We start from the raw sequence: 10,743 nt of genomic DNA, 5'->3' as shown, positions 1-10,743 counted from the left end.
TGCACGTGCGCTACCGCCGTAGGTTTTTGCCAGAACGGTGGTGATTGCAGCAGTCAGGGTAGTTTTACCGTGGTCAACGTGGCCGATAGTACCAACGTTAACGTGCGGTTTGGAACGTTCAAACTTTTCTTTAGACACGACTCTATTCCTTAATACCGCTCCCCCGTCACAAATGATGAGGGAGCCAAAAAGATAGTAAACTCGAAAACTTATCTAGCTTTACGAGCTTCGATAATAGCCTGAGCGACGTTGCTAGGCGCTTCGTTGTACTTCAAGAACTCCATGGAGTAAGAAGCACGACCTTGGGTCTGAGAACGCAGGTCAGTAGCATAACCAAACATTTCAGATAATGGTACTTGAGCACGAACAATTTTGCCCGTAGCTACATCATCCATACCATCGATCATACCACGGCGACGGTTCAAGTCACCGATGACGTCACCCATGTAGTCTTCTGGTGTTTCCACTTCGACTTTCATGATTGGTTCCAGCAGAACTGGCTTCGCCTTCATGAAGCCTTCTTTAAATGCCATGGATGCGGCAATTTTAAAGGCGATTTCTGAGGAGTCAACGTCATGGTAAGAACCGTCGAACAGAGCAACTTTAACGTCAACGATTGGGTAACCTGCAAGAACACCACTCTTCAGCTGTTCCTGAACACCTTTGTCAACGCCTGGGATGTATTCTTTAGGAACAACACCACCAACGATTTCGTTCACGAATTGGTAACCGTCGCCACCTGCTTCCAGAGGCTCGATACGTAGCCAAACGTGACCGAACTGACCACGACCACCGGATTGTTTAGCGTGTTTACCTTCCTGCTCAACAGAAGCACGGATAGTTTCACGGTAAGCAACCTGAGGTTTACCTACGTTCGCTTCAACGTTGAATTCACGACGCATACGGTCAACCAGTACGTCGAGGTGAAGTTCACCCATACCTGCGATGATAGTCTGACCAGACTCTTCATCACTGCTCACGCGGAATGATGGGTCTTCTTGTGCCAGACGGCCTAAAGCGATACCCATTTTTTCTTGGTCAGCTTTAGTTTTTGGCTCGATAGCAACAGAGATAACTGGCTCTGGGAATTCCATGCGCTCCAGAATGATTGGAGAAGCCATGTCACACAGAGTGTCACCGGTAGTTACATCTTTCAGACCGATAGCAGCAGCGATGTCGCCTGCACGGACTTCTTTGATTTCTTCACGTTTGTTGGCGTGCATCTGAACGATACGGCCAAAACGTTCTTTCTTGTCTTTAACCGGGTTCAGTACGGTGTCACCAGAGTTAACAACACCGGAGTAAACACGGAAGAACGTCAGGTTACCCACGAATGGGTCAGTTGCGATTTTGAACGCCAGTGCAGAGAATGGCTCGTCATCGCTTGAATGACGTTCTGCTGGGGTATCTTTGCCATCTGGCAACATACCTTTAATAGATTCAACGTCAGTTGGCGCTGGCAGATATTCGATAACTGCATCCAACATTGCCTGAACACCTTTGTTCTTAAATGCAGAACCACAGGTAACCAGGATAATTTCATTAGCCAGAACACGCTTACGCAGAGCTGCCTTGACTTCGTCTTCAGTCAGCTCTTCACCGCCCAGATATTTGTCCATCAGTTCGTCTGATGCTTCTGCTGCGGATTCGATCAGGTTCTGATGCCATTCCTGAGCCAGTTCAAGCATATCAGCCGGGATATCTTCATAAGTGAAGGTAGTACCCTGATCAGCTTCGTTCCAGTTGATTGCTTTCATTTTCAGCAGGTCAACAATACCCGTGAAGGTATCTTCTGCACCGATCGCCAGTTGCAGAGGAACTGGGGTAGCTGCCAGACGAGTTTTGATCTGCTCAACAACGCGCAGGAAGTTCGCACCCATACGGTCCATTTTGTTAACGAACGCGATGCGTGGAACATTATATTTGTTAGCCTGACGCCATACGGTTTCAGACTGAGGCTGAACACCACCAACTGCACAGTAAACCATTACTGCACCATCAAGAACACGCATAGAACGTTCTACTTCGATAGTGAAGTCAACGTGGCCTGGGGTGTCGATGATGTTGATACGGTGTGGTTCATACTGTTTAGCCATACCAGACCAGAATGCAGTAGTCGCTGCGGAGGTAATGGTAATACCACGCTCCTGCTCCTGCTCCATCCAGTCCATTGTTGCTGAACCTTCGTGAGTTTCACCGATCTTATGGTTTACACCTGTGTAAAACAGAATACGTTCAGTTGTCGTGGTTTTACCGGCGTCGATGTGGGCACTGATACCGATATTACGGTAACGTGCTATAGGTGTTTGACGAGCCATTTTTTCCTCTCTCGTGGGCGTTCTTCAATTTGGAGAACGGGCAGCCGCAGCTACCCAGAACATATTCACTGCCGATGGATTCCTAAAAAATGGATTACCAACGGTAGTGTGCGAACGCCTTGTTAGCATCTGCCATACGGTGAACGTCTTCACGTTTCTTAACAGCAGCGCCTTTGTTTTCAGCCGCATCAGATAATTCATTCGCCAGGCGCAGAGCCATAGACTTATCACCGCGTTTACGAGCAGCATCAACGATCCAACGCATTGCCAGAGCATTACGACGAACCGGACGAACTTCAACTGGAACCTGATAGGTAGAACCACCTACACGGCGGGATTTAACTTCCACAGTCGGGCGCACGTTATCCAGTGCCAGCTCGAATGCTTCCAGATGTTCTTTACCGGAACGCTGAGCCAGGGTCTCAAGCGCACCATATACGATTGCTTCTGCGACAGACTTTTTACCGTCTACCATCAGGATATTTACAAATTTGGCCAGCAGTTCTGATCCGAACTTTGGATCTGGCAGAATTTTACGTTGACCAATTACACGACGACGTGGCATGGAAATACTCCGTTTCGAATTTCAGGGTTGTCCAAAACTCTACGAGTTTATTTTGACATTTAAAGTGAACAATGTTTGGCCTTACTTAACGGAGACCCATTAAGCCTTTGGCTTCTTCACACCGTACTTAGAACGAGCTTGTTTACGGTCTTTAACACCGGAACAGTCCAATGCGCCGCGAACAGTGTGGTAACGCACACCTGGCAAGTCTTTAACACGACCGCCACGGATCAGGATAACGGAGTGCTCTTGCAGGTTGTGGCCTTCACCACCGATGTAAGAAGTCACTTCGAAACCGTTAGTCAAACGAACACGGCATACTTTACGCAGTGCTGAGTTTGGTTTTTTTGGAGTGGTAGTATATACACGAGTACATACGCCACGTTTTTGCGGGCAAGCTTCCAGAGCAGGAACGTTGCTTTTCACAACTTTCGAGCTACGAGATTTGCGAACCAGCTGGTTAATAGTAGCCATTATTAAAAAAACTCCTGGTTTTTTTGCTTCGTAAACACGGATTTTACCCTCTGTCAGCCATGATGACAAAACGAGAGGACGCGGAATTTTATTGCTGACTTGACGAGGTGTCAAGAAATATACAGTCTTTCTATATGTTGGTATCTGTCAGTATGATGTCAGCACCCGAATAAGTTCACAGGCCACTGATTTATTAACTGAATGATCACAGGCAATATCTGCGGATAAAATGCGGAAATATTTACCAACTTAAACTTTGCTGATGTTTCACCGTTAAACTGACAAAGCCATTGTAATTGACCACTTTTACATGCTCTGAAACCCGCTCCGTAAGCCCTCTGGCATCCAGATCCTCCTGTAAGGCATAGATACCTGCTCCCGTATGAATCAGCTCAGCTAAATGGGGGCTGCCATTAACGCCCAGTAATACCCCATTTTGCAACATCAGGACATCATCTGCATCAGTGATCAAGCCAAGTATTGCATTGAAGTCATTCTGATAAGGTGAGCATCTAACAGTATATAACATGTCATCTCTCCAAAGTAGATTAAAATTTCAACACAACATCATAGCCCGCTAGCATCTGCCGGATTGCCGCAGTCGAGAGAAATTCAGCTTCCAGAATAAAATCATCTTCTGGAGAAAACCCTCTAACCGTCAGATCTTCAAGGCAAATATAACAATTTTCAATGTCATACAGAGGTAAAATCTTAAATGTTGAAATATAGTCACGTGACAGGATTTTATCCGGCTGCTGGTTGGACAGCAGCTGAAGTACGCCATCAGAAATAAAGAATACGCCGACCTGCTCCGTCAGTGCTGATGTTGCAAGTAGTGCATCCAGCCCTTCTCTACCCGCAGAGGAACCGTGTGGGGCCTCAGTAAAAATAAAGGCGATTTTTTTCATTATGAATGTCTTCCTGTTGTGCCCCTGATCCTGTGCCATTGAGCCGTCATACCCTTAAAACTGTACCACACGGTCACACAGCATCATGGCCTCAGCCAAAGAACCGAGACCACTGAGTTCAAAACCATCAGCAAGATTTGCGGCACTCAAACTCAGTTCATTTGCCTGTTGCTCATCCACGACACCGCGTCGTAATGCGGCTGCAACACAGATAAACAGCTCAGACTGATGCTGAACAGCCAATGACTGCCACGCCCTGACAAGATCAACCTCATCATTGGCCGGAGCAGTCAGCTGATTACCATTCTGGACACCTTCACGATAAAAAAACACGCTATGCAATTTATGACCAGAGGCAATCAGTGCCTGAGCAAACTGGTAGGCACTACTGGCTTGCTGAGTCCCGTATGCCGGCCCGGTGACCAGCAGGCAGTAAGACAGTGGCAACATTACTTCTCCGGATGTGCACATTCACCATTTTTAAACTGGCGAATATAGAGGTATACCGTATGCTTGGAGATATTCAGGCGGTCAGCAACCTGATTAATCGCATCTTTGATATCAAAAATGCCCTTCTCATAAAGGTTCAGAACAACCTGCCTGTTTTTGGCATTATTGGAAACATTGCGGTCAGCATTCACTTCTTCGATAGTGAATTCCAATGTCTGAGCAACAAGATCATCCACAGAAGAAGCAAAATTGACATTTGAGGAAACGTCGTGAGTTTTCTCAGGAATAAAAGTCTGAATAATTTCAGAAAAAGGAACATCAAGATTCATGTTGATACACAAAAGCCCGATAACCCGACGCTGACGATTGCGAATAGCAATAGTGACAGATTTCATCAATGCGCCACTTTTCGCCCTTGTGAAGTAGGCTCTGGAAACAGAAGAGTCTTCATCAGTAATATCGTGCAGCATCCGCAACGCCAGATCGGTAATAGGAGAACCGATTTGACGACCGGTATGCTCTCCGTTAGCTATTCTGACGGCTGAACATTTAAGGTCTTCCAGTGAATGAAGAACAATTTCACAATGCCCACCAATCAGCATAGCCAGGCCATCAACTGCCGCTTCATAAGACTTTAAGATTTCATGATCCGTTTCACTGAACGGTTGATTTTCCAGTAAATCAATATCGCTTGTATCACCGGATATTTTATCACCAGATATTTTTTCACCAGAAAATAACGGGGTAGACATGTAATACACCATCCTTCAAGCTTAGACTCCGCCTCACCAAAACATCAGGGAGAGATTTATTATAACCGCACTTAGCAGAAAACATTTTTAATACGCTGTATTCTATCCAGAATAATGACGTTAAAACTACATGAAATTATCATCACGTTCTCGCTGTGCAGACCATTCGGCTTTATCACAGCTTAGTGTTCGAATACACCTGATATATGAGAAAGTTATTCTATTTAATACCGTAGAAAATAATAAGTGGTCAAACTCATTTTCTATATTTAATCTTTATAACTTATCAAGCCGAAGTAAATATTCTCATAACAAAACAGGGGCATGATAGCCCCTGTTATAAAATTATGTCTTAATTACAATGAAAATTATTTTGTTTTCGCGCTAGGTTTAATATCCAGCAATTCAATTTCAAAGACCAGAGTTGAGTTAACCGGAATTCCCTGAACACCATTCTTACCATAAGCTAACTCAGGTGGGATAACCAGCTTCATTTTTCCGCCTTTTTTCAAGTGCTGAAGACCTTCTTTCCAGCCGGGAATAACGCCATCCAGAGGGATAGACAGAGGCTCTTTCCGGTCATAGGAACTATCAAACACTTTCCCGTCAATCAAAGAACCTTTGTAGTTCACGGTGATAGTATCGGTTAATACGGGAGTTTTACCCGTTCCTTCACGCTCAACTTTGTACAAAAGACCTGATTTAGTTTTGACTACTCCAGCTTCCTTAGCGAACTGTTCCCGGAACTTATTCCCTTTCTCGCTATTTTCGCTAGCTTCTTTTTCCAGTTTAACCTGTAAAGCAGCCCTGATTTTTGCATCAAACTCACTGAGGATCTGCTGAATTTCGCTATCATTCAGTTTGCTTTTATTATTTATTGCATCTCCAAAGCCAGACATAACCTGAGATTTATCGATATTGATACCCAGAGTTTTCTGTTCCTCTAAAGTTTTTTCCATATAACGACCAATAGAAGCTCCCAGCGCATAAGAATTTTGCTGTTCTACGGTCTTGAAAGCTTTATTCAATTTCACTTCGTCGCTGGCTTTTGCTTCATTAGCCATTACATAAGGTACACCGAATGTCATTGCCAGTGTAGTTGCTAACAAAGTTGTTTTTAAGAATGATTTCATCATATTCTCCAATAAATTTGACTGAATTTGTCATCAGCAAAAATCATGCAACCACATGTACTATAACTGCCTACTAAAACCAATAACAATATTTGCTATACATTGACCTGAAAAAAGATTAGCACCATATTGATGTCAAAAGCCTTTTACTTTTCCGTTTTTTCTTCACTTTTCTCTGCCCTCACCTTTGCCAAAAGGTTTATACCCAATGGATTTCGAGTTGTATCGCGGCGGCAAGAGAACTCATCCCCGGGAGCATAGCTAACCGTATGTTTATAAAAACTGTGACCGGAGTGAGAGAACGCAGCCAACAAAGAGGCAACTTGAAAGGCGAAGGGTATAGGCATCAGGCCACCGGTATTATAGTATCAACCCGATTAGAATAATCGTTTCGACATGAAATTAAATGAACAAACAACAAACAAAGATGAGAGGGAAAATAATGGAATTATCCAGCTTTGAACAAAGATTTGAGCAACTGGAAACTAAACTAGCCTATCAGGAAATGACCATTGAAGAATTAAACCAAGAGGTTAGAAAACAGCAGGTAGAAATAGATAGACTGAAAGAACAGTTAAAATTAATGGCCGAACGACTGAAAACCCACCAGTCATCAATTATCGCACCGATGTCAGAAGAAACACCCCCTCCGCACTATTAAGAACCTATTCAGTGGGGATAGCCCCAGCATGACTGACCAGAGTCAATACCTGCCAGCAAAGGCCGGGGCAAACCGTAAATAAAAAAGAGAAGCCCATCAGCTTCCCTTTTTCCTGCCAAATTAGTGGCAGCTGCCGCCGCAGCAGCTATGGCTTTCATGATCATGCTGATGATCGTGATCACCACAACCACCCTGACCATGTACGTGACCGTGAGCCAGTTCTTCTTCCGTTGCTTCACGAACCGCAACAATTTCAACGTTGAATTTCAGGTTCTGACCAGCCAGCATGTGGTTGCCATCAACAACAACGTCATCGCCTTCCAATGCGGTAATTTCAACAGGTACAGGCCCCATATCAGTGTCAGCCAGGAAACGCATACCCACTTCCAATTCTTCAACACCAACAAAAACATCTTTTGGTACGCGCTGCACCAGATTTTCATCATACTGACCATATGCATCGTCAGATTCAACGCTTACGTCAAAACGCTCACCAGCCTCACGACCTTCCAGTGATTTCTCTAAACCGCTGATCAGGGAACCACGGCCATGCAGATAGTCTAACGGTGCGCTCACCGTGGACTCATCAACTAAAACACCATCTTCTGTTCTTACTTGATAAGCCAAGCTGACCACCAAATCTTTTGCTACTTTCATGACATCTCCTACAATACCCGGGTAAAAACGTGAGGGAAAATTCTTACGTTACGACTAAAAATGCCGCTGATTGTACCGGAATTCTACTTCACTGTATCTGGTAATGAAAAAATTTATCCATGGCCTGTTGTAACTTGGTTCAATTACTTAGGCGTAAAAATACCGATAATCTGTTCCTGCTCTCTGACATGGGGCGTTACAGATTCATCGGTTTGCCGCTGAAGATGCCCACAACTGACACATTCCACAACATCTACTTTATTCTCCTGCCACATAGCCAAAGTATCCTGTGACTGGCACTTCGGGCAAACGGCTCCTGCAATAAAACGCTTACGACTGACAGACATACTTTCCCCCATTACTTCACATCATCACTCATCCCAACCTTCCGGCTGACGACGTTCATTAAGCATTTCCCGTTCAAATAACTCTTCCAATTCCCGACGGGCTTCTTTTACACGGGATATGTGCGCCACATCGCCCTGTAGATGAGGCATCAACTCACGCAACATGCGCATATCCAGACGCCTGAAATGTTGCTGGGCACGATAGGCATGATGAGGATGAATACCCAGCCCGATCATGGTTTTTCTCCCGACTTCCAGCGCACTTGAAAATGTTTCCCGACTAAAATCCTGTACACCACTTTGCAACAGCTCATGAGCTTCAAAACGCCCTCTTGCACGTGCAGTGATATGCAGGTGAGAAAAATGTTGCTGACATAACCGGACAATGGTCATGGTATCTTCCGGCTCATTACAGGTAATGACAATCGCTTTAGCTTTGTCAGCCCCCGCAGAACGCAGCAACGCCAGCTCACTTGCGTCACCATAATACACCTTATAACCATAACGGCGCAGTGTGCTGATCGCACTGACATCCCGCTCCAGCACAGTGATACGGATTTTATTTGCCATTAAAAGCCGCCCGACAACCTGCCCGAAACGACCAAATCCCACCACAATAACTTGTGGAGCGTTATCTTCCACAAAAGGTGTTTCACTGTTTTCCGGTTGTGTATTGTAACGACCGGTTAATATCCGCTCGACCAATGTCATCACCAGTGGTGTTGTCATCATCGATAATGTCACCACCACCAACAAAAATGACATCTGGTTCTGGTCTAACACCTTCTCCCCAAGCGCGGCTGAAAATAAAACAAAGGCGAATTCTCCCCCCTGACTTAACACACCGGAAAGCTGCATACCCAATGAGTTTCCCAGCCCAGAAATTCTGCCAAGAACATACAATATGGCACTTTTTGTCAGCACCAGAGCCAAAACAGCAAGCAATACATCGGGCAAATGGCGTAACAGCACACCAATATTCAACGACATACCAACCGAAATAAAAAACAGCCCCAGCAACAGTCCCTTGAAGGGTTCAATGGAAATTTCCAGCTCATGGCGATACTCACTATCAGCAAGTAACACTCCCGCAATAAACGTCCCCAAAGCCATCGAAAACCCCAGTGCTTCCATGAAAACCGCAGCACCAAGAACAACCAGCAGCGCAGCGGCGGTAAATACCTCTCTGACGCCGGATTTCACCACCAAACGAAATAAAGGACGTAATAAATAGCGTCCACCCAATAACATACCGGCAAAGGCAATAATTTTAAGGCCGATACGATACCAATCACCGGAAGCCGTACCACCTGCCAGTATCGGGATCAAAGCTAAAGCCGGGATTAACGCAATATCCTGAAACAGCAAAATAGAAAAACCGAGTTGCCCGCCTTCATTATTTGCCATGCCTTTTTCCCGCATTAATTGCAGAGCCATCGCGGTTGATGACATGGCAAGCCCCACACCGCCGATAACAGCAGCCTGCCATGAGAAATTTGTCAGGCAAAGGAATGAGGCCAGAACGAGTGCAGTCAGCACAACCTGCACTGTACCGGCACCAAAGATAGAACGCCTGAGTTGCCAGAGTTTTGCCGGATTCAGTTCAAGACCAATGATGAACATCAGAAAAACAACGCCAAGCTCAGAGAAATGGAGAATTTCACCGACGTCCTTGATAAGCCCGGCCCCCCAAGGGCCAAGTGCAATCCCGGCAAGAAGATACCCCAGAACGGCTCCGATTCTGAACTTCTGAGCCAGAGGAACAGCGACAACAGCAGCAAACAGAAACAATATTCCGGCGCTTAACAGCGCTGAAGTCTCCATGATTAGAGCCCTCCCAAAGACAGTGGTGCTTTAAGCCACTCCCAATATGCATTAGCATGACTGACAAGCACTTCAGGTGGCTGACGTCTGGCCCAATAGAGGATCATCGGGGACAACCAGTGCATATGGCACATCGAAGCCACCAATTCGAAAGGCCGGAGAATTTCTTCCATCGAATAACGGTTGTGCCCACTGCTGCGGAAAGCACCTTCAGGTTCTCCCGTCGTGATGACAGAGCGCCAGTATTTATTTCTCAGCATCGGCTCGGTGCCGCCAATAAAATCACGGCTTAACACGCGATCCATCCACTCTTTCAATAAAGCAGGACAGCTATAAGTATAAAGAGGATGCTGAAACACGATGATCTGATGTTCACTTAAGAGCTTCTGCTCTGCCGGAACATCAATAAAAAAGTCAGGATAACAGCCATACAGATCGTGAATAGTGACGTGTTCCAGCTCCCGAACTGTTTGGAGCAGCACCTTATTGACCACAGAACCCTGCGGTTCCGGATGGATATACAACAGCAATACCCTGGGCGGCAAAACATGAGATGACAATATCATCAATCCCCCCTCAGGACGTGTCAGGTCACCTATTTTCCGCTACCATGCACGCCAGACTATCGAAACAACGAAACGAACAGATACAATG

At 45.5% G+C, this 10,743-nt stretch carries 14 protein-coding genes; 1 reads left to right on the top strand and 13 read right to left on the bottom strand.

The features are described from left to right. From AAC855_RS19695 to fkpA, 9 genes are all read right to left on the bottom strand, one after another. Positions 1-138, bottom strand: a 138-nt coding sequence (locus AAC855_RS19695) for a GTP-binding protein (protein WP_230050329.1), incomplete at its 3' end; no start/stop codon positions are given. Positions 139-209: 71 nt separating this feature from the next. Continuing rightward, entirely contained in the window at positions 210-2,318 is a 2,109-nt protein-coding gene (gene fusA / locus AAC855_RS19690) for an elongation factor G (RefSeq protein WP_340611831.1), read from the bottom strand. A gap of 94 nt (positions 2,319-2,412) precedes the next feature. Beyond that, positions 2,413-2,883 (bottom strand): 30S ribosomal protein S7, encoded by a 471-nt coding sequence (gene rpsG, locus AAC855_RS19685; protein WP_099109204.1) that lies wholly within the window; start codon positions 2,881-2,883, stop codon positions 2,413-2,415. 99 nt (positions 2,884-2,982) lie between these two features. Further along, on the bottom strand, positions 2,983-3,357 hold the full coding sequence (rpsL, locus tag AAC855_RS19680) for a 30S ribosomal protein S12 (RefSeq protein ID WP_086954597.1): 375 nt from the start codon (positions 3,355-3,357) through the stop codon (positions 2,983-2,985). Between the two features lie 241 nt (positions 3,358-3,598). After that, a complete protein-coding gene (tusB, locus tag AAC855_RS19675) occupies positions 3,599-3,886 on the bottom strand; it encodes a sulfurtransferase complex subunit TusB (RefSeq protein WP_340611830.1) in 288 nt (95 codons plus the stop codon). A 19-nt stretch (positions 3,887-3,905) separates the two neighbouring features. Further along, complete coding sequence (gene tusC / locus AAC855_RS19670) at positions 3,906-4,265, bottom strand: sulfurtransferase complex subunit TusC (RefSeq protein WP_340611829.1); 360 nt, start codon at positions 4,263-4,265, stop codon at positions 3,906-3,908. Positions 4,266-4,319: 54 nt separating this feature from the next. Then, a complete protein-coding gene (gene tusD, locus AAC855_RS19665; protein ID WP_340611828.1) occupies positions 4,320-4,715 on the bottom strand; it encodes a sulfurtransferase complex subunit TusD in 396 nt (131 codons plus the stop codon). After that, positions 4,715-5,467: a helix-turn-helix transcriptional regulator gene (locus AAC855_RS19660; protein ID WP_228858471.1), complete on the bottom strand. Its 753-nt coding sequence runs from the start codon at positions 5,465-5,467 to the stop codon at positions 4,715-4,717. Before AAC855_RS19660 ends, tusD begins: the two co-directional genes overlap by 1 nt. Before the next feature lie 368 nt (positions 5,468-5,835). Further along, positions 5,836-6,600, bottom strand: coding sequence for an FKBP-type peptidyl-prolyl cis-trans isomerase (gene fkpA / locus AAC855_RS19655; RefSeq protein WP_340611832.1), 765 nt, complete (start codon positions 6,598-6,600; stop codon positions 5,836-5,838). A gap of 442 nt (positions 6,601-7,042) precedes the next feature. Between fkpA and AAC855_RS19650 the strand changes: the two genes are divergently transcribed. Next, positions 7,043-7,261 (top strand): SlyX family protein, encoded by a 219-nt coding sequence (locus AAC855_RS19650; RefSeq protein ID WP_099109210.1) that lies wholly within the window; start codon positions 7,043-7,045, stop codon positions 7,259-7,261. 120 nt (positions 7,262-7,381) lie between these two features. Here AAC855_RS19650 and slyD read toward each other — a convergent pair whose 3' ends face one another. From slyD to kefG, 4 genes are all read right to left on the bottom strand, one after another. Then, positions 7,382-7,918, bottom strand: a complete 537-nt coding sequence (gene slyD / locus AAC855_RS19645) for a peptidylprolyl isomerase (RefSeq protein WP_340611827.1) — start codon at positions 7,916-7,918, stop codon at positions 7,382-7,384. 143 nt (positions 7,919-8,061) lie between these two features. Further along, entirely contained in the window at positions 8,062-8,265 is a 204-nt protein-coding gene (locus AAC855_RS19640) for a YheV family putative zinc ribbon protein (protein ID WP_340611826.1), read from the bottom strand. Between the two features lie 24 nt (positions 8,266-8,289). After that, positions 8,290-10,089 (bottom strand): glutathione-regulated potassium-efflux system protein KefB, encoded by a 1,800-nt coding sequence (gene kefB / locus AAC855_RS19635; RefSeq protein WP_340611825.1) that lies wholly within the window; start codon positions 10,087-10,089, stop codon positions 8,290-8,292. A 2-nt stretch (positions 10,090-10,091) separates the two neighbouring features. Continuing rightward, entirely contained in the window at positions 10,092-10,655 is a 564-nt protein-coding gene (gene kefG, locus AAC855_RS19630) for a glutathione-regulated potassium-efflux system ancillary protein KefG (protein ID WP_340611824.1), read from the bottom strand. Positions 10,656-10,743 lie beyond the last annotated feature (88 nt).

It is taken from the genome of Xenorhabdus bharatensis (genome assembly GCF_037996705.1).
Classification (GTDB): domain Bacteria; phylum Pseudomonadota; class Gammaproteobacteria; order Enterobacterales; family Enterobacteriaceae; genus Xenorhabdus; species Xenorhabdus bharatensis.
The sequence above is the reverse complement of the archived record's forward strand: the minus strand, read 5'-3'. Positions and strand labels throughout refer to the sequence as shown.

Excerpts from the sequence above, each read along its gene's own strand:
- fusA (WP_340611831.1), bottom strand. The coding sequence starts at position 2,318 with ATGGCTCGTCAAACACCTATAGCACGTTACCGTAATATCGGTATCAGT.
- rpsG (WP_099109204.1), bottom strand. The coding sequence starts at position 2,883 with ATGCCACGTCGTCGTGTAATTGGTCAACGTAAAATTCTGCCAGATCCA.
- rpsL (WP_086954597.1), bottom strand. The coding sequence starts at position 3,357 with ATGGCTACTATTAACCAGCTGGTTCGCAAATCTCGTAGCTCGAAAGTT.
- tusB (WP_340611830.1), bottom strand. The coding sequence starts at position 3,886 with ATGTTATATACTGTTAGATGCTCACCTTATCAGAATGACTTCAATGCA.
- tusC (WP_340611829.1), bottom strand. The coding sequence starts at position 4,265 with ATGAAAAAAATCGCCTTTATTTTTACTGAGGCCCCACACGGTTCCTCT.
- tusD (WP_340611828.1), bottom strand. The coding sequence starts at position 4,715 with ATGTTGCCACTGTCTTACTGCCTGCTGGTCACCGGGCCGGCATACGGG.
- AAC855_RS19660 (WP_228858471.1), bottom strand. The coding sequence starts at position 5,467 with ATGTCTACCCCGTTATTTTCTGGTGAAAAAATATCTGGTGATAAAATA.
- fkpA (WP_340611832.1), bottom strand. The coding sequence starts at position 6,600 with ATGAAATCATTCTTAAAAACAACTTTGTTAGCAACTACACTGGCAATG.
- AAC855_RS19650 (WP_099109210.1), top strand. The coding sequence starts at position 7,043 with ATGGAATTATCCAGCTTTGAACAAAGATTTGAGCAACTGGAAACTAAA.
- slyD (WP_340611827.1), bottom strand. The coding sequence starts at position 7,918 with ATGAAAGTAGCAAAAGATTTGGTGGTCAGCTTGGCTTATCAAGTAAGA.
- AAC855_RS19640 (WP_340611826.1), bottom strand. The coding sequence starts at position 8,265 with ATGTCTGTCAGTCGTAAGCGTTTTATTGCAGGAGCCGTTTGCCCGAAG.
- kefB (WP_340611825.1), bottom strand. The coding sequence starts at position 10,089 with ATGGAGACTTCAGCGCTGTTAAGCGCCGGAATATTGTTTCTGTTTGCT.
- kefG (WP_340611824.1), bottom strand. The coding sequence starts at position 10,655 with ATGATATTGTCATCTCATGTTTTGCCGCCCAGGGTATTGCTGTTGTAT.